The following is a 21328-nucleotide window of genomic DNA, read 5'->3' as shown; positions in this document are numbered from 1 at the left end:
AAAAATTGGCTATTTCATAAAAAAATAATATCCACCGCTATGGGTTTCCCTGTTGTCTCTACATTTTCTCGCAATTTGAATGAAACCTCTTTCCCTTTAAAATAGAATGGATCATCACTCATCTCTTTATTTCTAAAACCCGATTTAAAAAAGATATATGTGTTTCCTTCGCAATCAATTACTCCGAATTTTCGATTCAAATCGATAAATCGTATAATTCCGATTTGCCGTATTTTTGTTTCATTTCGGGCTCTCTCTCCGATTAACTGATTTTCCAATCCTTTAAGTTTTTCATATTGCATCGATCCAATTAGACAATTTTTTAATCCCATTTCAATCCATTTTTTAACTTGTTCTGGATCGTGCTGATCATCATGAATACTAAGTGCTGCTAAGAAATAGCAAGCTTCGCTTATCATCTTCTTTGATGGATGAATATCGGTATTTTCAATATGCATTACTTGCAAGCATTTTTCTAAGTAAGGTCGTCCAGTTGTAAAATTTTTGTCTTTCCATAAGGCTATACCCAAATTTTTACAAATATCACGATATAAATTCCATATGTAAATGTCTTTTTTATCGACATCTAATGCTTTAAGAACTGTAGAAAATGCTTTTTCGAGACATTCTATCTCTCTTTTTAGGTCTTTTCGTTCTCTAAAAGATTCAGACCATCTTCGATAATTATCCGCTTTAAATTGTAAGGTCATTATTATATGACGATAATTCGGATATTTTTCTTCTTTGAGCGCCGCGACAAACTCATTTTCTGCTTTTTCATACTCTCCTAAAAAAGTATATGCTCGCCCCAGCTCGTTATAAATCGGCAAATGGTTTGGGTTTAATTCTTTTGCTTTAATTAAACTTTTTACAGATTCTTCTAACTGTTGATTTTTTCTAAGGAATATCCCATAGCTAAACCATGCATGGTAATTTTCTGGGGAGATCTCAACAGCTTTCTTTGCGAGTTCAAGACCTCGTTCAAAGTGACCTCTCTTAAATTCAAATTTTGAGAATTCAGAGAATACATATGAGAATAGTGGAGCTACTTTAGTGGCTTGTTCGAAATATTTTTCCGCATTGTCAAAATCATTTTGTCTAAAAAAATTTTTAGCAGTTTTTACATAATTAAATGCAACTTTTTCTTCAGGTGTTTTAATACCCAATGAGAATAGTGATTGAGAATAACTTGATTGAGATTTTTCAAATTCCTGTAATTCCTGCGATAAATGATAATATCTTGTGGATAGAATCCCTCTAGTCTTTTCATCCTCATCTAATTTTTTCTCTATAAATCCCCGAGTTAATCCCAACATTGAAAATTCAGTAACACTGCCGGTATCAGCCTCTTTGATTTCTGGTATTAAGAAGGAAGTAAGTATCAATTCTTTCACAGCATCTTCAAACTGATCATCATCAAAATTCGAAAGATGCATAGCTACATATTTAGAAATCGGTTTATCTCCATAGACTATCATGCTAAATAACATGGTTTTTGAATCAGAAGATAATAATTTGAAAACGTCATTAAAGCTAAATATTGCTATCTCACTACTACCATCAAATATTTGCGCAAATGCGCTTTCCGGATCTTTTCCTAAACAAACCTGTCCAATTGACCATTTAATAAGTAATGGGTAACATTTCACTCTAGTCACTAATGTCGAGATATACTCATCAGATAGTCTTACTAAATCCAAGCGATTCCGTTCCTTGGAAATCAATCTGAATAATTTTATTGCCTCTTTTACAGGCATATCTGTAATAGGAAAACGTCTTTCAATTTCACCTAATCCTTTTCTGCTTGTAATTAATACCTGTGATGGTCTATTAATTTCTTTAATAAATGAAATAATTTCATCATTTTTTAAAATGGTCTCCAAATTGTCTATAATCAATAAACATTTTTGAGACGAAAAAATGTTATTTAAATGATTTTTATATGCATCAAGGTTAACTTTTGCGTCATTAAATTGTTGAAGTGTTAGAGGATCAACAATTTTTAAAATGTCATAAATTAACTGTTCATCACTCCTTATTTCAGAGGTTAAAGGAATTATTCCTTGCTCAGTAAGTTTGTCTGTTTTTGCGCTAAACCAAATTATTGCTTCAAATTGATTATCTGGATCTGCCAAATATGTATATGCAATTTTTAATGCAATTGCAGTTTTTCCTACCCCTCCAGCACCTGTAATCGTGACAATGCGGTCTTGTTCAGAATTAATGAACTTACGAATCGTTTTTATCTCTTTTTCCCTTCCTACAAATCCGCCATCTAAATCATAATTTTCAGGGGGGAGATTATTTTGACACACAAATTCTTCAAAAAAATCTAATGGAATCTCGGTTGCATTTTTGTATGCTTCATTTTTTAAATACACCGTGACCTCATTAGCATCATTACCTTGTGATAATAATTTTATATATTCAATTAAATTCATCAAATCATAATCACTAAAAGTAGATTTTGCATGAGCAATTTTTCTTCGAATAATGTTTACTTCATCCATTGTTTCAGTAAATTTTTCTTTGCTTAATTCTCCAAAAAAGGACCTTGCTAATTTATAATTATTAGAATAAACTAAAATATCCTTTAAATGAAGAAAATTTAATTCCTCAAAAAAATCACTAATTGATTGAATACCTTCAATATCCTCTTGTTTGATCTCATTTAGATCAAGCCATACTCCATTTGGAATATTCTCTTTCCATTTATCTCCAAAATTTACCAGAAAAATTTTTTCCACGATGAATTGTCGTAATATGGTTTCAAAATTATTGATTAGGATATCATAACCATAGATTCTGTTAACCCTTGTCTTGGATGTCTCCATTTTTTCACCAAATTTTTCTGGGGATAATAAAATGGATGGCTATTGTAAACTAATTAATATATCTATATTATAAGATCATTTGGTCTCTTTAAGGGGTTTTGTTCCTTTGTGAACCGTTTAGATAAGCACACTCTATCTTTCTCTTGAACAGCCCGAGGGTAGAGAGGTCACCCCCTCCTCCAAAAAAATCAGACACCCCCCTACCCCCCACCCGCTCAGCCACATGGGAGGGGGGGTACCCCCATGTGTGCGGACAAAGGGGGAGGGGGGTGGGGGCCACCCCCCCACCACCGGATGTTGGATGCCTGCCATTTTTGCACAGGAAATGCAGGTTTGTTCGTGTGGAGTCTCCGACGAAAGGGTTTTGCCTGCGGTCGTTTTTTGTTCGTGGTCGCTGGCCGGACCGGGCCAAAGGGGGGGAGGGGGTACCCCCCACCTGCCCGGACACAAGGGTGGGGGGGTGCCCCCCGCTTAAGCGGACAAGAGGGGAGGGGGGTGATCCCCCCTCCCCCCCATACTTTTTTTTAAAACCGTGCGGGCCGGCTGATAATGCCCGGGAAAAAGGCGGGATTTTTAAAAACTGTTCACTCTTTTATGTCAACAATACTGAGTTTCTTCTTTAAGATCTCCACGCCCCGTACGGCATCCTCCCGGCACCTTCCCCCGGTAATAATGGTCTTTCCCGAGGAAAAGAGCAAAAATACCACCTTCGGGTCCGTGATCCGGCAGACAAGGCCGGGAAAGACTTCGGGTTCGTACTCGATATTCTCGGTGTCCATTAAGGCGATCATGATCCGCGTCAGGTTGCACGGGCTCCCGAGATTATAGGAACAGACCATATTTTTGATGCCCACCTGCGGCTCATTGTGGCAGGGGATATCTGCACAGGTGAGTGCAGCAACGAGGTTCCTGACCGCCACCGGGACATCTTCCGGTGTCAAAAGGCCGGTGATAACGACCCTGCCCGATGCAAAGATGAGGGCAACGGACCTGGGATCCTGCATATGCAGCACCGCACCCGGAAATTTCTTCGGGTCGAGGGTGCAGCCGGGTACCGTACCGGAAAGGGATTTCAGGTCAAAGGAATCTGCAACAGAGCCCGAAACCACGATGTTTTCGATCTTTAACAAGTGAGGATCGCGCTCTTTCATATGCTAAAAATGGGGCCAAAGACCCTATTAATAAATAACTCTGCCGGCGTGAAAAAGAAAAAATGCCCCGGAAATATCCTCTTATTTCCGGGTGGCAAACGGCAGGGGAGCAGAGGTCCGGACTGCCGGGTAATACTTCTCTTTTATGATCGCAAGGGCATACGGCACCGCGAGCACGAGCGCTATGCCGCCGAATGCAAGGAACATGTTGTTGTAGGTTACGGCAATTGCAATCACGGGCACGACCGCAAGGGCGGAGGCGAACTGCCCGATGTTCAAGGACACCGAGAACCCGCCCATCGCCCTCCCGAGAAACTGACGCGGCGTGACGGCGGCAATCCAGGTTAAGATCGTCGGCATCAGGAGCCCCTCGCCAATGCCGACCAGGACCACAGCGACCCCGACCAGGAGAAGCGACGTGGCAAACCCGAGAATGCACAGGCCCAGGCCAAAGGCAAGAAGGGTAACCGTGAGGATCGTGTACCGGTGGAACCGTTCGGCAATCCGCCCGTAAAAGATTCCGAGGATTGCCGAGGCACAGCCCCCGATCCCAAGGAATATCCCGGCAGTGAGCGCAGTGTTTTCGCCCATGATCCGTGCTGCATCCATGTGGGCGATCAGGAAGGGGAACTTTGTCGGCATCAAAAAGAACAACAGGTTCCCCATGAACAGGGTGATATAGGCGAGGAGCAGGGGAGTGACCGGGAATTTTTCACCGGGCGCTGGCACAGTAGTGCCGGGTGCTGCCCGGATCTCTTCGTATTTGCGGACGGGCTCTCTCATCGTTAAGAGAACGCCTGCGAGAATGACAATCCCCAGAAGGTAGATGAGGAACGCCGCACGCCAGGAAATACCGGCGAGTAATCCCCCGCTGGTCTCAAGGATGAGGACCCCGACACCCATTGCCGCAGCCTGGTACCCGAGGACCCTTGCCCGGGTCAGGCCGTCATAATAACAGACGATCAGGGCGGATGTCGTGCAGATGATGCCGGCAATGCCTACCCCGAGGATGAACCTGCCCGCGAGGATTGCGGGAATGGAGTTGAGGTAATATCCCGAGCTTCCTGCAAGGGTAAAGACCGCAACGGAGATCGCAAGGACCCGGATTTTACCGATCTTATCGGAAAGCATCCCGAGGAACAGGCCCGTGATGGCAATGGCGAGCGCCGGGAGCGTGACAATTAAGGAGATGCTCGTCTCCGAGGCATCGGGAAATGCTGCGCTGATCAGGGGCAGCGCCGGTGCGACCGCTGCTCCCCCCATGAGAATCATCATGGCGGCAAGCATGAGAAAAAGGAATGTCCATTTCGATGGTGTGAATTCTGCTGGATTCATGACCTACTACATCGCGAAAGAGAGAATATTAAGAAAGTGCTCCTGAATATAGTAGCTAAAGTATGATCGACGACGCGTTGCTCTCGCAGCTTAAAGGGATCGGGATGAGCGAGTACGAGGCGAAGGTATACGCGATTTTGTCCGCCCTGCGGGTGGCAAGCGCCCGGGAGGTCCACGAGCAGACCCAAATCCCCCGGGGCAGGATCTACGAGACGCTTGCGGCTCTTGCAAAAAACGGGTTTATCGTCTCTTCGGGGAAGTCGCCGGTGCGGTACTCGCCGGTCGATGTGACCCAGACGTTCGAGCGGCTGAAACGCGAATCGGTGAACTCCCTTGACGGATTGTACCAGAGCCTCAAGGCCCTTGAGACCGAGACCCCCGAACCGCATATGCAGGGGTATAAACTCTGCACGGAATGGACCCGGGACAACCAGATCCGGATGATGCTGCACCGGGCAAAATCGGAGATCATCCTTCTCTGCAATGATGAAGGATTCCTCAGGAAATACCGCAGCGAGATTGCACGTGCGGCAAAACGGGTCCCCTTGTACCTTGTTATCGGAAACGAGGAGCTCGCAGAGTCTGCGCCGGTCAAATGCTATACGGGTGGAAACGATATCAGGTCGGCACTCTTTTACCCGAAAGGGGAGGATGCAGGCGGGCTGTCGGTGAAACTGGTACTGATGGCCGACCGGACCGAATCTCTCTCGATCCTGGAAGAAAGCGGCAGGGTGACGGGCATTTTCATCTGCCCCGATATGTACGCCGGCTACCTGTCCCGGAAATTCGTGCAGGAGATAGTACCGGTAAAAAAGCCGCGTAAGAGCACCTGAAAAGAAGTGCTACTGCAGATCCGGAAAGCCCGGGTTTTTTGGAGCTCTTAGTGAACAGAGAACCGTGAAGATCGCGGATTTTTCTCGCGCGGCAAGCCCCGGTACATGGTCGCACCACGTACGGTTCAGACTCCCATAATCGCCCGGCAGAATCTCAAAAAAGATCCCGTGAATCCTAAAAAAAGAACCGGGATTTTTGTATATCAGGCCGGCTGCCCGGCCGGGCCAGAAAACCGCCTCTTCATCGCAAACGTCACCAGGGCAACGAGTACCCCGAGGATACCTGCGACCACAAAGACCGCGGAGAGGCCGAAAAACACAAGGATGATCCCAAGGACGATGGGGGCAGCGCTCTGTCCCACGTATTTCATGCAGCTGTGAATTGCGATCACCCCGCCCCGGGTTGCCGGGGGAGAGAGCTGGATGAGCTGCACGTCGATTGCCGTCTGGGCAAAGATGAGCCCCACGCCGAAGAGCAGCAGCAGCAGGACAACCGATGCAACCGACTGCGCACATGCCAAAAACAGCATCGACAGCCCGACGCAGATAAAACCCGCAACAATCACAAGGGGCAGGGAATACTTACCGGTCAGCGGCCGTACCTGCGGTGCACAGAGGATGCAGGTGATCCCCGGGACCGCAAGCATCAGGCCCGATGCCCCCGACGCGTACCCGAACGATCCCTTGAGCATGAAGGGCACGTAGATCATCATCGCAAACAGCAAAAAAAAGATCGAAAAGCCCATGAAGACCGTTGCAAGGATCGGCAGGTCTTTGAGGCATTTGAGCGCCCCGCCCATCCCCTCGTGGTGGACGACTGCGGCCTGGTTCCGGGTCTCGGGAAGATACAGGATCACAAGCACCGCAAACGGCAGGGAGAGTGCAAAGAAGAGGAAGGCATAGTTCCATCCAAAGATGGCAAGCCCTCCCCCGATCACCGGGGCAAATACCGAGCCAAGGGCAAACGTGATGCTGATCTTGCTCATCGCTGCCACCCGGTCAAGGCCGGAGTACACATCCCCGATAACGAGCATGGCAAGCGTTGTCATCCCCGCAACGCCGATCCCCTGCAGGAACCGTAAGACAAGAAGCGATGCGAAATCAGCGACAAAAAAACTCACCAGCCCGGTAATACCGTAGATCACAAGGCAGGGGATCAGGATCCGTTTCCGGTTTACCCGGTCGGTGAAATGCCCGATCACCAGGGTGAAAACCGCGGTCGAGATCGTAAACACCGACATTAAGAGCGCCACGTTCTGCGCTGTCGTGTGCAGGGGACCTACCATCTCCGGCAGTACCGGTGCAAGGAGCGCCCCGCCGGCCATGGAAAAGAAAGCCACAATGCAGAGCATCAGGAGATCGGTTTTATTGAATTCCGTGATTCGCCTCTTTTTTATACTCCGGGTACCGTTTCGATACCGTTCCCAAATAGGTATCGGGATCCCGTATCTGCCTACGGGAAAATCTCCCCTAAAAAAAGAACCCTGCCCCGGTACCTGCGCTCCGCCACAGGGTCCGGTAGCAATCACGAAAAAAAAGGATTAACTGTCCGCCCGCTCGGGGTAATACATCTCATTGGCCTGCTTGTCGCGCCCCGTTGGCAGGGACCCGGTCTCATACGAGCTCTCGAGATGCTCGTTTACGGTCACTACCCCGGTCTTTGCTTCAACAGTTGCGGGAACCCGGGTATACACCCGGTAGATCTGGGAGCTCGTAGAGGTGGCCGGAATGACAACCCGGTAGGTGTTATTCCCGATCTTCTCCCAGGTGCCGGACATCTTCTGCTGGGAGACGATCCTGATGTTCGATCCGGATTTTATCGGTACCCCAAACGTATAGGTCACGCTCCCTCCCGAGAGGAAGACGAAATCGTACGCTGCCCACGGCATGTCCGTGGTAAACGTGGGATACTCCCGTACCCACCGGTGGAGGATCGGATCGGGTGCCGGGGTTGCCGTGGTCGTGATCAGCCGGGTGTAACTTGCCGTTACGGTTGTTTCGGGGTTGGTCATAGCCGGTGTGGTCACCGGTGCAGAGACCGCGGGCGCAGATGTTGTGGGCACAGTCGTGGAGGCACCTGACGGGCCGGACGAACCCGTGCATCCCGCAGCAAGGAGAACGGTGATGGCAAGGATTGCAAGGGAAAAAAGCGTGCGTATTCTCATAGTTCACCGGTTATATCATGATCCTATAATCTTTCTCCCTTCCCGGGGGTGCCCTTTTTTTAGCGGGGGCCAAAAAAACCCCAACCATTAAGCCCCCTGATAGTACAGGGTTGAACAGATGCCCGTGCCACCCGTCATCAGGGACGACTGCCCCTGCCCGAACACCGCATGCCGCCGCCACACGCTCTGCCATGAATGCGAGCCGTTCCGGGCAGCACGGGGGAAGGTGCCGTTCTGCCGGGAGCAGAGGGTCTCGTTATGGGACAGGATACAAAAGATTCTGGAACGGAAGTGATCGTTCCTGCGCACCGCAGGTCTCATTGTACGCACATGCGAATATTCATCATATTCGCCGCTAAAAATTGGCTGGATGCTTGGTGGGGTAACCCCGGGCAGCGCGTGAGACCATGTGGATACCTGATACCCGTACCCTTTTTCTGATTCTCTTCCTCATCAACGTCGTCCTCACGCTGGTCCTCTTTACCTTCTGGAAGACCCAGAAGACCTACGACGGCTTTGAGACCTGGATGCTCTCCCTGCTGGTCACGGTCTGCGGGTATTTCCTGTACCTGTCCGGAGAATCCGTACCCGTCTGGATCTACTCGTCCCTGGCAAACCTTGTAATCGCGCTTGCCGTCATGATCCGGCTTGACGGTACCGGAAGGTATTTCCGGTCGCAGGCACTTCCCCGGATCCTGTACGCCAGCCTGCTGCCTGCCGGGTTTTTGCTCTTCTGGTTTGCGATCATGGCCGATGTGGTGGTTGTCCGCGGGCTGATCATGGGGCTTTTTATCGTCCCCTGTTTTGTTGCTGCTGCTGTTATCGCGATACGGTCCCGGGAGCCCGGGACCCGCCCGCTCCGGTACGGCTTTGCCGCGGCGCTCCTTGTCATGGCACTCCTCTGGACCATAATCATCGCAGTAGCGCTGCTCACGCCCGGGGACCACTCGCTCTCGGGCCCGGACCCCCAGAACCCGCTCTTTTTCATCGTCACGATCCTCATGGATATCGTAGCCACGGTCTTCTTCCTGCTCCTCAATATGGCCCGGACCCAGGCGGAGCTTAAACACAGCGAGGATGCACTGTTCCGGGCAAACAAGAAACTCACCATCCTCTCGTCGATCACCCGGCACGATATCAAGAACCAGCTCACGGCCCTCCAGGCCTATATCGGGCTCTTACAAGAAGAGCTCGGCACCAATCCCGTAGCATCAGGGTTTCTCACAAAGGAGATGGCGATTGCCGAAATAATGGGGCACCAGATCGATTTCACCAAGGTGTACGAGGATATGGGGACAACCGCGCCCTCATGGCAGAATGTCAGGGAGAGCGTGCACCGGGCGGCCGGTGCCCTGCCCGTGCGGGACGTTGTGGTAGAGGTTGACCGGCCGGACGTGGAGGTCTATGCCGATCCCCTGTTCGAGAAGGTCTTCTATAACCTGATCGACAATGCCCTGCGGCATGGCGGGGATTCGCTTTCAAGGATCGCGGTCTCTTCGCGCGAGACAAAGGAGGGGCTCGTCCTTACCTGCGAGGACGATGGCGCCGGGATTTTAGGGGCGGACAGAGCGCACCTCTTCGAGCAGGGGTTCGGGAAGCATACCGGCCTCGGGCTCTTTTTGTCCCAGGAGATCCTCTCGATCACCGGGATTACGATCATGGAGAACGGGGAACCGGGGAAAGGGGCGCGGTTCGAACTGAACGTGCCAAAAGGAGCGTACCGGTTCGGAAATCCGTGAGGGACAAAAAAAGGACACCCTGCTAAAAAAAAGAAGCCGGGGAACCTTCTCCCGCCGTTTTTCCCGGGCTCTTTGTTACCGGTGCAGGCCCTTGTCGCCGCGCCGGACTTCCATTTTCATGGTGCCGTCGGACTGCATGATCCGGACCATCTCGGGCTCCGCCGGTGCCGGGGCAGCTTCCGGTTTTGGGACGCTCTTTACGTGGATAACCGTGCGGTTTTCCGGTGCAGCGGCAGCAGGCGCAGGTTCCTCCCTGCTCTCCGGCTCCGGGGATACCGTTTCCCGCACGGATTCCTGCCGGGGCAGCTCCGCGCTCTGCCGGGCAAGATTCATGGCGATCGCCTTGAAATCGAGCATCTCATTCATCAGTCCTTTGAGCAGCGCCTCCATCTCCCCGGTCTTCCTCTCCAGTGCCGCAACCCGTTCTTCCGCTTGTCTCGTGTCTGAACTATCCATAGGCCTAATCAGGGTCTCCTGCCGCTGTGGCATCGCATACCAAATCATAACTCTTCCCCCTGACATGTTAAAATGAGGTGTCGGATCGGGTGTCCGGAGTACCCGCATTCTCCGGATAAGCGTTCTCCCCGGCAGGGATCAGGGATCCGGATCCCTTGCGTTGTCAGGTGGAAAAATCACCGGCAATTCCGGCTCATATCGATGACTTTATCCACAAAGGTTCTATAATCCTCTAGCCATGGATGCAGAGGCCCGACAGACGCCGTTCGACCAGCGGCTCTTTTTGATCTTCATGGTGACCTTTGCCGGTATGACGACTTTTGAGTTTGCGGCCCAGTACCTCTACCCGTACCCTCCCGACTGGCGTTCGAACCTCGTCACCAGCTTCTTTACGAGCGGACTTGCCGTGATCATCGCCTACTTTCCCTTAAATGCGTATTACCGCCAGAGCGAACGGCTGCTCGCCGAACGGGAGAAGAATCGCGCCGTGGAGATGGAACTTCGCAAGAACGAAGAGAAATTCCGGATGGTGATCGAGAATACGCTCGATGGCATCGTGGTTGCTGCCCTGAATGGCGACGTCCTGTACAGCAACCAGGCCAATGCGCAGATCTTCGATATCGAACGGGGGGAGTACGAACCCGGCTCGAAAAATGCCCTGGACTTCCTCCACCCGGCCCACCGCGACCGGGCCCGGCAGAACTTTTGCCGGAGCGCCGAAAGCGACGGAGAGGACCCCCGGGAGTACCTGGCAGTTACCGCCACCGGTCGGCCGATCTGGATCGAGGTTGTCGGCAAACGGTGGGTCTACCGGGACGTGCCCGTCCTGATCCTCTCGGTAAAGGACATCACCGGCCGCAAGCAGATGGAGCAGGCCGTGCTGCATGCGAACAAGAAACTCACCCTGCTCTCCCGTATCACCCGGCACGATATCAGCAACCAGCTCCAGGTGCTCGACAATTATACCGAACTGATCCGGACAACCGATCTCTTGCCGGAGTACCGGGCATATTTCTCCCGGATCCACGATGCTACCAGCAGGATCACCTCCATGATCCGGTTCACGCAGGAATACGAGGATGTCGGGATCAGCTCCGCGGTCTGGCAGAACCTTCCCGCCCTGGTCGCGAGCGCGGCAAATGGGATAACGCTCGGGAACATTACCCTCGAAAACGATCTCCCTGCCGATGCAGAGATCTTTGCCGACCCGCTGGTGGTCAAGGTCTTTTTCAACCTGATCGACAATGCCGTGCGGCACGGGGGCCGGATCCGGACCATCCGGTTTTTCCTCTCCGGACGCGGTACGGGCCGGGTCATTGTCTGCGCAGACGATGGCGACGGCATTGCCCCGGACGAGAAGGAACGGATCTTCGCGCGGGGGTTTGGCAAAAACACCGGCTTTGGTCTTGCCCTCTCCCGGGAGATCCTCGATATCACCGGGATCACGATAAAGGAGACCGGGGGGCCGGGCGCGGGCGCACAATTCGAGCTGGCCGTGCCGGAAGATGCCTGGCGGACGGCCGGCCCTGCTCCTGCGACACACTAAAACAGGGGCGGTATTTCCCGTCCCCGCCGGTTAGCTCACAAAAACGTATAGGTCTCGGGCACGAGCGTCTGGAGATCGACCATGACGGCCTGCGCCGGGGTCGGGTTCACGTTCATCTGTTTCTGGAACGCTGTCTGGGACTGCCAGGTGCCGGCATTGATGCCGAGCACGCCCCGGTACTGGGTGATCCCCCGGATATGCACGTGGCCCGTGTGGAGGATCTCCGGCAGCGGGTCGATGATCAAGCGGTCGGACTTTCCGGCCGCAATCGGGGTGCGCCTGCCGTACGCCGGGGCTAGGTGCCGGCGCTGGAGCATCTCCTCCATCATCTTCCCGCTCTGATCGTAGGATGCACCGGGGATAAGCCCGATCATGTCATCGATCGAGCGGCCGTGGTACATCAGCACCCGGACCCCCTGGAGGTTCACGAGCGCCGGGTTCTCGACGAGCATGCAGTTCTCGGGGAACTTTTTGGTGAACTGCGCCGGGATCACCGGCTGGGGCTCGGCGCCCCGGACCACGTCGTGGTTGCCCGGCGCAACAATGATCTTGATCCTCTTTGGGATGCCCGAGAGGAGTTCGCCGAACGCATCGTACTGCTCGTAGATGTTTTTGATCGTGAGCTCCTGATCCTGGCCCGGGTAGACGCCGATCCCGTCCACAAGGTCGCCGGCGATCAAAAGGTAGGATGCGCCCGAGTCCGGGATCCATTCCACGAACCGGTTCCAGGCATCTTCCAAAAACGTGTCGCTTCCCACGTGCACATCGGAGATGAGGACTGCTTTTCCCGGCGTCTCGCTCAGGAACGGTTTGTTGTCGATCCGGATGTCGGGCCGGAACATCTGTTCGGCAAAGAAAAGCTTCCCGTCCTGCGAGAGCTTGCCCCTGACGCCGATGACCTCGTCCATGATCAGGCGCTCGGCATCGGAAAAGACCGGGCGGTCTTTCCGGAAGAGCACCGAGAGGTTCGCGGTCGTATCCTCGATTTCGGCGATCCGGTGGCCATTTGTGGTGGTCTTGACCTCGCTGACCATGCCGATCACGGAACACTCCTCCTGCCGGTACCGCGGCGAGCGGACGAGCCCTTCAATGGGCATCGTGGTGCACCGGTTCCGGATCATCGTGCCGAGCCGGGAGAACCGGTCCCGGAAATAGTGGAGGTAGTCCTCGGTGCCGTTGATGCTTCCCGAGGTCCCCGGGCTTCCCGAGACGATCTCCACGGTCGGGTCGGTCAAAAACCGCATCCCGTCGCGGGTGGTTGTCATCCCGGGGATGTGTTTTGCCGAGACCACGATCGTGTCCGTGGGCACGCCGGCGATGATGCGGTCGATCAGCTCCGGGTTGTCCTGCTCCTGGATGTAACGCACCACATCGGGATGGACCTGGAGCCCGGTATCGAGGAACCGGGAGGCGATCGCTGCCGCATCGATCATACCAGAGTATATTGCAGCAACAGGAAATAAGAGCCATTGATCCGGCATGGCAGGGATGCTTTCATAATATCCGGTACCCAACCTTGTCCGACCTATCAGGATCACCGGTATGTTCGACACGCTCCAGTTCTTCCTCCTTGCCTTTGCCATCGGGCTGACCGGCGCCCTTGCCCCGGGGCCGACCCTTGTCGCCACCATCAATGCCTCGGTTGCGGGTGGCTGGACGGCCGGCCCGAAGGTAACGCTCGGGCACATGCTCACCGAACTGGTCATCCTGCTTGTGATCGTTGCCGGGCTTGCCACGGTTGCCCTGCAGTACACGACCGCGATCGGGGTTATCGGCGGCCTTGCGCTCGTGGCCTTCGGGGTCCTCACCGTTGCCGGCAGCCGGACGGCCACGCTCGCCGGGGCCGGGGCAGGCACGGGGAAGGCATTTGCAAACCCGTACCTTGCCGGTTTTGTGACGAGCGTAGCGAACCCCTACTTCTGGATCTGGTGGCTCTCGGTCGGGAGCGCGATGGTGATCGCGGGCCTTGCCGGCGGCCTCATCCTTGCCTGCGTGTTCATGGCCGGCCACTGGTGTGCGGACCTCGGGTGGTACACCGTAGTCTCGACCGGGATAGCAAAAGGAAAAACGCTTCTCTCGGACCGGACCTACCGCGGGATCATGGCGGCCTGCGGCTGTTTCCTGGTCCTCTTCGGCGCATACTACCTTGCCCGGGTCATCATCCCGTAGCCAGCGGTACGCTATATTAACCCGCAACGCCAATACCGGAGCCCTAAGGAATGGCAGAACAGGAACCGATAAAAGAACCGTCGCAGGATCCCCGCACGATGATCCAGCGTTTCAGGACAAGCGAGCACTGGGCCGTATCCCTTGCCCGCGATATCCTCTGGGTGGTCGGGGTCGTAGTGGCCGTTGCTTTTGCCCTCTTTTTGATCTGCGGGACGTGGCCTGCGGTCGTGACCGTGGAATCGGGGAGCATGGAGCCCCACATGAACATCGGCGACCTCGTCGTGGTTGTTCAGGCCGACCGATTCGGTCCCTTGCAGACATGGGATACCGCCCATGCCACCGGGTACCAGAAGTTCGGCGACTACGGCGACGTGGTCATCTACCGGCCGAACGGCGAGACTGATTTCTGGACGCAGGTCGGGCTTTTGCCGTTTGCAAAACAGCACCCGATCATCCACCGGGCCATGACCTGGACAGAAGCGGGCGAGCCCGAGCCTACCTATCTCAACCCGTACCGGGGCTCGGTGACGCCGTCGGGATACATCCCGCTCCAGACCAGTGCGTCCACCGCATACGGGTATTATATCCTGTACCCGGCAAACGCCACCCTGCCGCAGAACATTTCCCAGAACGCACAGGGCATGGGCTTCCGGTCATCGACGGGAGAGGCCTACTTCATGCCCGCACAGTTCGTGGTGAACGGCTCCGGGTACATCATATACGGGAATGCCACGACCCACGGCGGGTACATCACCAAGGGCGACAACAACCCGGTCAGCGACGAGGGCTACCTCTCGGTTGGCGATGTCGGGACAATAGAGCCGGTCAAAAAGGAATGGGTTGTGGGGAAAGCCCTCTTTACCATCCCGTACGTGGGCCTGCTCCCGCTCCACATCTGGGAGGTCGCCATCGTCATCATCCTCGCGATGCTCGGCTGGGAATGGTACGCCGGGAAAAAAGAAGAGGACGCCACTAAGAAATCGCGGAAGGCAAAGAAGAAAAAATAAGCGGTACGCGACGGTGCAGTCACCATGACCCCAACTCTTGCAAAGCTCCTTTCTGATGTGAAGGCCGGCCACCGGCTCACCCCGGAAGAGGGCACGGTTTTAATGAAGACGACCGGCCGGGACATCTTCTCGATCACGGCCGCTGCCGACGAAGTGCGCGAACAAAAAGTGGGAAACATCGTCACCTACGTCAGGAACCAGAACCTGCACGTAACAAACATCTGCAAGAACCTCTGCGGGTTCTGCGGATTCGGGAAAAAAGCAACCGATCCCGGGGCCTACTGCCTGGACCGCGCCACGCTCCAGAAAGGGGTCCGGCAGGCAAAGGAACGCAGGGTCACCGAGGTCTGTTTCCTCTCGGGCGTCAACCCCGCCTTCAATCTCGATAGTTACCTCGACCTCATCGCTGCGGTGCACGAGGTTGCGCCCGATATCCACGTCCATGCCTTCAGCCCGGACGAGGTGGCCCATGCGGCGAAAAGGAGCAAATGCACGACCGCCGAGGTGCTTACCGCATTCAAAGAGGGGGGTCTCGGCTCGCTCCAGGGGACCGCGGCGGAGATTTTGATCCAGCCGGTCCGGGACGTTATCTGCCCGAAAAAAGTCCCCGGCGCCGAGTGGGCCCGGATCATCAAAGAGGCGCACAACATGGGCATCCGGACCTCGGCCACGATCATGTACGGCTCGTACGAGTCGGCAAAAGACCAGGTGGACCACCTGGGGATCATCCGGCAGATCCAGGATGAGACGCATGGATTTACCGAGTTCATCCCCATGTCGTACATCCACCCCAACACGCCGCTCTTCACGCAGGGGATTGGGCGGCCCGGGGCAACCGGCAGGGAAGACCTGCTGATGATCGCGGTCTCGCGCCTGTACCTCGACAACTTCGACCATGTGCAGGTCTCGTGGGGCAAGCTCGGCATCAAGATGACGCAGCTCGCGCTCCTCTGCGGCGGGGACGACCTTGCGGGGACAATGTTTACCGATGAGGTCACGGTCGATGCCGGGGCAGGAGAGGGCGATGCAAGTTACCTCCCCCCCGAGACCATGGAGCGCATCACGCAGGATATCGGGCGCACGCTCCGGCAGCGGACAACGCTCTACGAGCTGGTGTGACTCAGGGACAAAAGTCCCGCGTGACTTTTTTTTTTTTATTGTTTTATTTTACTCTGACGCTATCAGTTCCTTCCACTCGTCGGATTCGAGGAAACTGCCGGGCACGTACGTTTCCATTTCGAGGAACATGCTGTACGGAACCGCGAAGGTGAGCTTGTCCTTCCCGAGCATCTTTCGCACGTTTCTCCGTGCGGTGATGTCAGTGAGGCCGATCACTGCCCGGGGACGCTCGCCCTCGCCCTCCGCGTACACGCAGGCGCCGATCGCCTGGCACCCGGAGGCCCCGGCCGCTACCGTGACCCGTTCCGTGATGGTCCCGGTCCCGTAGTTTGCCAGGATCGAGAGGGCCGAGATCTGGTCGGCATCGGCAAGGAAGACCACGCTCTTTACCTCCTCACCGTCGCCGACCTGCGAAAGGGGCATCATCACGATATACTGCTCTTTGATGTCGTATTCAGGCAGTGCCGCAAGGAACGCCTTTGCAACCTCCGGGTTTTTTAAGAGCCGCTCGCCGCGTGCAAGGACTTTTTTGTTCCTTTCGTCCCGGCCGCTCTCCACAACGGCTGTATACGCCGCCCTGTCCTGTGCGCCCTCGATCCCGTTCGAGAGAAAACTACAGAAGCCCTCTTCTGATTTTGCAGAGTGCCGTTCGAACGGCCGGCCAAACCCGAGGCCCAGCGCTGCACCGATGCAGCCGATCGTTTCCCGGGTAAAGACCGCGGTCTTTTTGTCCTTTGCAACCCGGGCGTACATCCACATCACGCAGCCCCAGACCCCGGGTCTGAATTCAAGTGCCCCTTCGGGTTTTGTGTCGGTCCAGACAATAGCGACCGGTTCGGTTGCAAACCCGGCGGCTCTGGCAATCGCGCTCTGTACGGTCATTCCCGTCGTGCTCCCTTTTCCTACACGGGAATGGACCGGACGAAAATAAAGAGTTGCTGTCAGGCAAAACTGTCCCGTCTCCGGGGCAAAAAAAGGAAATACGGTCCCTTACAGGAGTTCCAGCGCCTGACGCCCGGTCATGCCGTTTTTGATCCCCCGGCTCATGGCGCTCCGGTTGGTCTCCTTGACAATGCCGGTCAGGATATCGTCGGTGTTGACGATAGACGGCCCGTGGACCGGGCGGACCTTTGCCGCCGGATAGCTGAACGAATCGAGCGCTGCGACATCGAATGCGCCGCACCCGACCAGGCCCGTATCCGTGATGATCGCGACCAGGTTTGCCGGCCCGAGCGGGATGACATACCCGTCGGCAACCTTCTTTGAGAGATGAACCGTGACCCTTTGCATAAAACCCTCGTATGATGCAGATTGGTGCCACGGTGTAATAATTATGACGGGATTTGCCCCCATCAGACAGGTTTTATTGTCCTGCATGACACAGTGTGACACACAGGACAGGGATGTGCCAGGATGGAAACGCTTGCTGCACTGCTCTCCGACGCCGTTGCCGGGCACCGGATCAGCGAAGAAGACGCCCGGATGCTTTTTGGGATACGCGGCCGCGACCTCTGGAAGGTCGTGGCGGCTGCCGATGAGAAACGCGAAATTATCGCGGGGGACGCGGTCACCTATGTCCGCAACCAGAATATCAACGTGACCAACCTCTGCGTCAACGCCTGCGGGTTCTGCGGGTTCTGCAAAAAACCCGGGGATGAAGGGGTCTACTTCCACGACGAGACCGTGATCCGGGAGAAGGCTGCGCTTGCAAAGTCCCGGAACGTCACCGAGATCTGCACGGTAAGCGGCCTCCACCCGGCCTTTACCGCACAGAGTTATATCGATGTGTACCGCTGGATCTGTGAGTCCGCGCCGGGCGTCCACCTCCATGCCAGCAACCCAATGGAGGTTGCGTACGCAGCGCGGAGGAGCGGGATATCCACAAAGGAGGTGCTCTCCGCGATGAAGGCCGCGGGCCTTGCCTCGATGTGCGGGACGGCAGCAGAGATCCTCGTCGATTCCGTGCGGGAGAAGATCTGCCCCCGGAAGATCCCGACCGCAGAATGGATCCGGATCATCAAAGAGGCCCACAATCTCGGTATCCCGACCACGGCAACGATCATGTACGGCCACTGCGAGAGCGATGCGGACCGGGCCCGGCACCTGGCAATCCTCCGGGAGATCCAGGACGAGACGCACGGGTTTACCGAATTCGTCCCCCTCTCGTTTGTCCACATGAACACGCCGATCTACCGGGCGGGGCTTGCCCGGGCCGGTGCAACGGGGAGAGAAGACGGCCTGATGGTAGCGGTGGCCCGGCTCTTTCTGGACAACTTTGTAAACATCCAGGTCTCGTGGGTAAAAGAGGGGATCAAGATGGCGCAGCTCGGGCTTCTTGCCGGGGCAAACGACCTCGGGGGCACGATGTACGAAGAGAGCATCTCCAAGGGTGCCGGGGCAGTAAATACAGATTACCTTGACCCGGCCGAGATGCAGCGGGTGGCAGAAGACATCGGTCGGCCGCTGAAGCGCCGGACAACGCTGTACCGTATCGTGGAATAAAATTAATCGTGGCGGGGCCGGAGCAGCCGGACGATCTTGTCTCCGACCACTTTTGCATGGGCCATGGCATTGTCATCGTCCATGACCTCGCCCTCAGTAAAGCCCTTCCCGGTGACCGCACCGAGCGATGCTAACTCGTGCGAGTTGAGGAACCCCTCGATGGTCTTGACCGCCCGGTCCGCGCCGGCCGAGGCGTTCACGGCAACCGCGATCCCTCTTCGGCCGGCAAGTTTCCGGTCATGGTAGAGCGAGTAGGTCCGGTCAATGAAGTTCTTGAGCTGGCCGCAGACATCGTAGTAATACACGGGCGACCCGATCACGAGCACCTCGCAGTCGATCATCTTCTGCGCGATCGCTCCCCAGTCGTCGCCTTCGATCACGCACCACTTCTTCTCCTTGCACTTTCCGCAGCCAAGGCAGGGGAGGATCTTTTTGCCTGCAAGCGAGACAAACTCCGTCTCGATCCCCGCCGCCTCGCCCGGTTTGAGGATCTCTTTTACGAGCAGTGCGGTGTTCCCGTCTTTCCGCATGCTGCCCGATAACCCGAGGACTTTCATACTCTTACCCTGTCGTTAGGGTCTAATCATAGTTTGGATCCGGGGGGAAAGGCCGAGCCGGGTAAATGCCGCAACGATCTCCTCTTTTGGCTCCCGGGGCCGGTACAGGAGGTGCGAGGGGCAGGTGCAGTCGCTGCACCCGAACCGTGGAACGCCGGCACCGCCGCCCGCGAGAATTTCTGCGAGCCGGCATTCGAGCGGATCGGTTGTCGGCGCAGAGACCGCGTACGCGACCGCGAACTGGGGGCTGGTGAGCAGGTAGTCGATATGCCATTTCGGCCTCTTGTCCTTGTTTGCCGCAAGCTTCAGGTGGCGTTCGAGCCTGACAAGGCCGCCGGGCCCGAGAGCCGACCCGATGTAGCAGTGCCAGCCGGCAGAGAACGGGATGTTCCCGAGCGCCCCCACCTTCGCGGTGCAGGCGAAGTTTTTCAGGACAAGACAGTAGATGCCCTTATCCATAGCCGCCCTTCATGAGCTGGTTTGCTGCCGCGATGTGGCGTTTGCCCCCGCAGTCAACGGGTTCGCCGTGGCCGGGATAGAGTCCTTCCACATCGAGCGGTGCGAGTCGTTCAAGGGATTTCTCAAGCGCCTGCCTGCTCCCTCCCGGGAAATCGTACCGCCCGAATGCGCCGTCCGTAAAAACGGTGTCGCCGCTGATGAGCACCTTATCCTTCTCCGACCAGAGGCAGATACAGCCCGGGGTATGGCCGGGGGTATGGAGAACCGTAAGCCCGCCGATGGTGTCGCCGTCCGAGAGCACGATGTCCGGCACGATCCCGGGCGAGCGGGAGCCAAACTGCATCGAGAGGCTCTTTGCATCGTCGATGAGGCCCCCCGCGTCATCGCGGTGGATCGCGATCTTCGCCTGGCACATGCGGGCGATCTCCTTTACGTGCCAGGTGTGGTCGAAGTGGCAGTGGGAAAGGACAATCGTGTCGATCTCGTCCTTGTACGGCTCGATTGCCATCGGGAAAACGCCGGCGTCCACGAGGACCGCCCCGTAGATATAGGAATTCGCAAGAGCTCCCTGTTCGGGGATCCACCTGACCTGCATGCACACTAATAAGGCATCCCGACAGATGTTTTTTATGGATTTGCTCATCCGCAGCTGCTCGCGGTCGGTCCCCGCTGCCGTAAAGGCCGCTGCCCGGGCAGAGGGCATGGACCCCGTGGCCATGGCCCGGGCCATTGCCGACGGCCGGATCGTTATCCCGCATAACCCGAACCGGAAGCACCGCGCATGTGCGATCGGCGAAGGGTGCACGGTCAAGGTGAACGTGAATGTCGGGACCTCGGGGAGCCGGTGCGATTACAAACTCGAAGAGAAGAAGGCAAAGGCGGCGCTAAAGAGCGGCGCCGACGCGATCATGGACCTCTCGACCGGCGGGGATCTGGTTGCGATAAGGAAGAAGATGCTTGCCCTCGATACTACGGTCGGGACCGTGCCGGTGTACGAGGCGGTGCGCCGGGCGGGAAACGCTGCGGACGTGGACGCCGACCTGCTCTTTACGGTCATCCGCGAGCACTGCAAACAGGGCGTGGATTTCTTAACGCTCCACTGCGGGGTGAACCGGCAGGTGCTTGACGCGCTGAAACTCGACCCGCGCCTGATGGGGGTCGTGAGCCGGGGCGGGACGTTCCACTGCGCGATGATGATGCTCCGCGATGAGGAGAACCCGCTGTACGCGGAGTTCGATTACCTTCTCGAAATTCTCGCGGAATACGATGTCACGGTGAGCCTTGGCGACGGGATGCGGCCCGGCTGCCAGCAGGATGCGGAAAAACTCGCAAAGTCGGTGGAGTACGTGACGCTCGGGACGCTTGCCCGCCGGGCACAGGCCGCCGGCGTCCAGCGGATGATCGAGGGCCCGGGGCACATGCCTTTCGACCAGGTGGGCTACAATGTGCGGATGAT

21 protein-coding genes are annotated in these 21328 nt (G+C 55.6%); 9 read left to right on the top strand and 12 right to left on the bottom strand.

Annotated elements, in window-relative coordinates; genetic code table 11:
- Positions 1 to 14: 14 nt before the first annotated feature.
- The 3 genes from BP758_RS07760 to BP758_RS07750 form a co-directional block, all read right to left on the bottom strand.
- Positions 15 to 2834 carry a tetratricopeptide repeat protein gene (locus BP758_RS07760; RefSeq protein WP_292370300.1) on the bottom strand — a complete coding sequence of 940 codons (2820 nt, stop codon included), beginning with the start codon at positions 2832 to 2834 and terminating at the stop codon, positions 15 to 17.
- A 584-nt stretch (positions 2835 to 3418) separates the two neighbouring features.
- Entirely contained in the window at positions 3419 to 3985 is a 567-nt protein-coding gene (locus BP758_RS07755) for a TATA-box-binding protein (protein ID WP_292370299.1), read from the bottom strand.
- Between the two features lie 81 nt (positions 3986 to 4066).
- Positions 4067 to 5320, bottom strand: a complete 1254-nt coding sequence (locus BP758_RS07750; RefSeq protein ID WP_292370298.1) for an MFS transporter — start codon at positions 5318 to 5320, stop codon at positions 4067 to 4069.
- A 62-nt stretch (positions 5321 to 5382) separates the two neighbouring features.
- Between BP758_RS07750 and BP758_RS07745 the strand changes: the two genes are divergently transcribed.
- Positions 5383 to 6153, top strand: coding sequence for a TrmB family transcriptional regulator (locus tag BP758_RS07745; protein WP_292370297.1), 771 nt, complete (start codon positions 5383 to 5385; stop codon positions 6151 to 6153).
- Between the two features lie 203 nt (positions 6154 to 6356).
- Here the strand turns inward: BP758_RS07745 and BP758_RS07740 are convergent, their stop codons facing one another.
- Positions 6357 to 7505 carry an MFS transporter gene (locus BP758_RS07740; RefSeq protein ID WP_292370296.1) on the bottom strand — a complete coding sequence of 383 codons (1149 nt, stop codon included), beginning with the start codon at positions 7503 to 7505 and terminating at the stop codon, positions 6357 to 6359.
- A 189-nt stretch (positions 7506 to 7694) separates the two neighbouring features.
- Positions 7695 to 8318 (bottom strand): hypothetical protein, encoded by a 624-nt coding sequence (locus BP758_RS07735; protein WP_292370295.1) that lies wholly within the window; start codon positions 8316 to 8318, stop codon positions 7695 to 7697.
- Positions 8319 to 8436: 118 nt separating this feature from the next.
- On the opposite strand from BP758_RS07735, the gene BP758_RS07730 reads away from it, so the two are divergent.
- Entirely contained in the window at positions 8437 to 8613 is a 177-nt protein-coding gene (locus tag BP758_RS07730; protein WP_292370294.1) for a hypothetical protein, read from the top strand.
- Positions 8614 to 8725: 112 nt separating this feature from the next.
- On the top strand, positions 8726 to 10057 hold the full coding sequence (locus BP758_RS07725) for a sensor histidine kinase (RefSeq protein WP_292370293.1): 1332 nt from the start codon (positions 8726 to 8728) through the stop codon (positions 10055 to 10057).
- A 75-nt stretch (positions 10058 to 10132) separates the two neighbouring features.
- Here the strand turns inward: BP758_RS07725 and BP758_RS07720 are convergent, their stop codons facing one another.
- On the bottom strand, positions 10133 to 10513 hold the full coding sequence (locus BP758_RS07720; protein ID WP_292370292.1) for a hypothetical protein: 381 nt from the start codon (positions 10511 to 10513) through the stop codon (positions 10133 to 10135).
- A gap of 238 nt (positions 10514 to 10751) precedes the next feature.
- On the opposite strand from BP758_RS07720, the gene BP758_RS07715 reads away from it, so the two are divergent.
- Positions 10752 to 12059: a sensor histidine kinase gene (locus BP758_RS07715; RefSeq protein WP_292370291.1), complete on the top strand. Its 1308-nt coding sequence runs from the start codon at positions 10752 to 10754 to the stop codon at positions 12057 to 12059.
- Between the two features lie 35 nt (positions 12060 to 12094).
- On the opposite strand, the gene BP758_RS07710 is transcribed toward BP758_RS07715, so the two are convergent.
- Positions 12095 to 13492 (bottom strand): DNA-directed DNA polymerase II small subunit, encoded by a 1398-nt coding sequence (locus BP758_RS07710; protein ID WP_292370290.1) that lies wholly within the window; start codon positions 13490 to 13492, stop codon positions 12095 to 12097.
- A 109-nt stretch (positions 13493 to 13601) separates the two neighbouring features.
- Between BP758_RS07710 and BP758_RS07705 the strand changes: the two genes are divergently transcribed.
- The 3 genes from BP758_RS07705 to cofH (BP758_RS07695) are packed head-to-tail and all read left to right on the top strand — an operon-like array spanning position 13602 to position 16354.
- Positions 13602 to 14228 carry a LysE family transporter gene (locus tag BP758_RS07705; protein ID WP_292370289.1) on the top strand — a complete coding sequence of 209 codons (627 nt, stop codon included), beginning with the start codon at positions 13602 to 13604 and terminating at the stop codon, positions 14226 to 14228.
- Between the two features lie 50 nt (positions 14229 to 14278).
- A complete protein-coding gene (locus tag BP758_RS07700; RefSeq protein WP_292370288.1) occupies positions 14279 to 15235 on the top strand; it encodes a S26 family signal peptidase in 957 nt (318 codons plus the stop codon).
- A gap of 24 nt (positions 15236 to 15259) precedes the next feature.
- On the top strand, positions 15260 to 16354 hold the full coding sequence (cofH, locus tag BP758_RS07695) for a 5-amino-6-(D-ribitylamino)uracil--L-tyrosine 4-hydroxyphenyl transferase CofH (protein WP_292370287.1): 1095 nt from the start codon (positions 15260 to 15262) through the stop codon (positions 16352 to 16354).
- Between the two features lie 48 nt (positions 16355 to 16402).
- Here the strand turns inward: cofH (BP758_RS07695) and BP758_RS07690 are convergent, their stop codons facing one another.
- Entirely contained in the window at positions 16403 to 17236 is an 834-nt protein-coding gene (locus BP758_RS07690) for a DUF169 domain-containing protein (protein WP_292370286.1), read from the bottom strand.
- Between the two features lie 108 nt (positions 17237 to 17344).
- Positions 17345 to 17644, bottom strand: coding sequence for a YunC family protein (locus BP758_RS07685; protein WP_292370285.1), 300 nt, complete (start codon positions 17642 to 17644; stop codon positions 17345 to 17347).
- A 123-nt stretch (positions 17645 to 17767) separates the two neighbouring features.
- Between BP758_RS07685 and cofH (BP758_RS07680) the strand changes: the two genes are divergently transcribed.
- Positions 17768 to 18856: a 5-amino-6-(D-ribitylamino)uracil--L-tyrosine 4-hydroxyphenyl transferase CofH gene (gene cofH, locus BP758_RS07680; RefSeq protein ID WP_292370284.1), complete on the top strand. Its 1089-nt coding sequence runs from the start codon at positions 17768 to 17770 to the stop codon at positions 18854 to 18856.
- A 2-nt stretch (positions 18857 to 18858) separates the two neighbouring features.
- On the opposite strand, the gene BP758_RS07675 is transcribed toward cofH (BP758_RS07680), so the two are convergent.
- From BP758_RS07675 to BP758_RS07665, 3 genes are read right to left on the bottom strand one after another with little or no spacing between them, the layout of a single operon-like run.
- Complete coding sequence (locus tag BP758_RS07675) at positions 18859 to 19413, bottom strand: flavodoxin family protein (RefSeq protein WP_292370283.1); 555 nt, start codon at positions 19411 to 19413, stop codon at positions 18859 to 18861.
- Between the two features lie 15 nt (positions 19414 to 19428).
- Positions 19429 to 19872, bottom strand: coding sequence for a GIY-YIG nuclease family protein (locus BP758_RS07670; protein ID WP_292370282.1), 444 nt, complete (start codon positions 19870 to 19872; stop codon positions 19429 to 19431).
- The gene (locus BP758_RS07665; protein WP_292370281.1) at positions 19865 to 20467 is read right to left on the bottom strand and encodes an MBL fold metallo-hydrolase; all 603 of its coding nucleotides are present in this window, start codon (positions 20465 to 20467) and stop codon (positions 19865 to 19867) included. The genes BP758_RS07670 and BP758_RS07665 overlap by 8 nt, the downstream gene beginning before the upstream one ends.
- Positions 20468 to 20492: 25 nt before the next feature.
- Here BP758_RS07665 and BP758_RS07660 point away from each other — a divergent pair.
- On the top strand, positions 20493 to 21328 hold an 836-nt coding region (locus BP758_RS07660; protein WP_394339197.1), incomplete at its 3' end, for a phosphomethylpyrimidine synthase ThiC.

The sequence above is a fragment of the Methanoregula sp. UBA64 genome (genome assembly GCF_002502735.1).
In the GTDB taxonomy this organism is placed as follows: domain Archaea; phylum Halobacteriota; class Methanomicrobia; order Methanomicrobiales; family Methanospirillaceae; genus Methanoregula.
This window is presented reverse-complemented; position numbering and strand designations above follow the sequence as displayed.

Excerpts from the sequence above, each read along its gene's own strand:
- BP758_RS07760 (WP_292370300.1), bottom strand. The coding sequence starts at position 2,834 with ATGGAGACATCCAAGACAAGGGTTAACAGAATCTATGGTTATGATATC.
- BP758_RS07755 (WP_292370299.1), bottom strand. The coding sequence starts at position 3,985 with ATGAAAGAGCGCGATCCTCACTTGTTAAAGATCGAAAACATCGTGGTT.
- BP758_RS07750 (WP_292370298.1), bottom strand. The coding sequence starts at position 5,320 with ATGAATCCAGCAGAATTCACACCATCGAAATGGACATTCCTTTTTCTC.
- BP758_RS07745 (WP_292370297.1), top strand. The coding sequence starts at position 5,383 with ATGATCGACGACGCGTTGCTCTCGCAGCTTAAAGGGATCGGGATGAGC.
- BP758_RS07740 (WP_292370296.1), bottom strand. The coding sequence starts at position 7,505 with ATGCTCTGCATTGTGGCTTTCTTTTCCATGGCCGGCGGGGCGCTCCTT.
- BP758_RS07735 (WP_292370295.1), bottom strand. The coding sequence starts at position 8,318 with ATGAGAATACGCACGCTTTTTTCCCTTGCAATCCTTGCCATCACCGTT.
- BP758_RS07730 (WP_292370294.1), top strand. The coding sequence starts at position 8,437 with ATGCCCGTGCCACCCGTCATCAGGGACGACTGCCCCTGCCCGAACACC.
- BP758_RS07725 (WP_292370293.1), top strand. The coding sequence starts at position 8,726 with ATGTGGATACCTGATACCCGTACCCTTTTTCTGATTCTCTTCCTCATC.
- BP758_RS07720 (WP_292370292.1), bottom strand. The coding sequence starts at position 10,513 with ATGGATAGTTCAGACACGAGACAAGCGGAAGAACGGGTTGCGGCACTG.
- BP758_RS07715 (WP_292370291.1), top strand. The coding sequence starts at position 10,752 with ATGGATGCAGAGGCCCGACAGACGCCGTTCGACCAGCGGCTCTTTTTG.
- BP758_RS07710 (WP_292370290.1), bottom strand. The coding sequence starts at position 13,492 with ATGATCGATGCGGCAGCGATCGCCTCCCGGTTCCTCGATACCGGGCTC.
- BP758_RS07705 (WP_292370289.1), top strand. The coding sequence starts at position 13,602 with ATGTTCGACACGCTCCAGTTCTTCCTCCTTGCCTTTGCCATCGGGCTG.
- BP758_RS07700 (WP_292370288.1), top strand. The coding sequence starts at position 14,279 with ATGGCAGAACAGGAACCGATAAAAGAACCGTCGCAGGATCCCCGCACG.
- cofH (WP_292370287.1), top strand. The coding sequence starts at position 15,260 with ATGACCCCAACTCTTGCAAAGCTCCTTTCTGATGTGAAGGCCGGCCAC.
- BP758_RS07690 (WP_292370286.1), bottom strand. The coding sequence starts at position 17,236 with ATGACCGTACAGAGCGCGATTGCCAGAGCCGCCGGGTTTGCAACCGAA.
- BP758_RS07685 (WP_292370285.1), bottom strand. The coding sequence starts at position 17,644 with ATGCAAAGGGTCACGGTTCATCTCTCAAAGAAGGTTGCCGACGGGTAT.
- cofH (WP_292370284.1), top strand. The coding sequence starts at position 17,768 with ATGGAAACGCTTGCTGCACTGCTCTCCGACGCCGTTGCCGGGCACCGG.
- BP758_RS07675 (WP_292370283.1), bottom strand. The coding sequence starts at position 19,413 with ATGAAAGTCCTCGGGTTATCGGGCAGCATGCGGAAAGACGGGAACACC.
- BP758_RS07670 (WP_292370282.1), bottom strand. The coding sequence starts at position 19,872 with ATGGATAAGGGCATCTACTGTCTTGTCCTGAAAAACTTCGCCTGCACC.
- BP758_RS07665 (WP_292370281.1), bottom strand. The coding sequence starts at position 20,467 with ATGCAGGTCAGGTGGATCCCCGAACAGGGAGCTCTTGCGAATTCCTAT.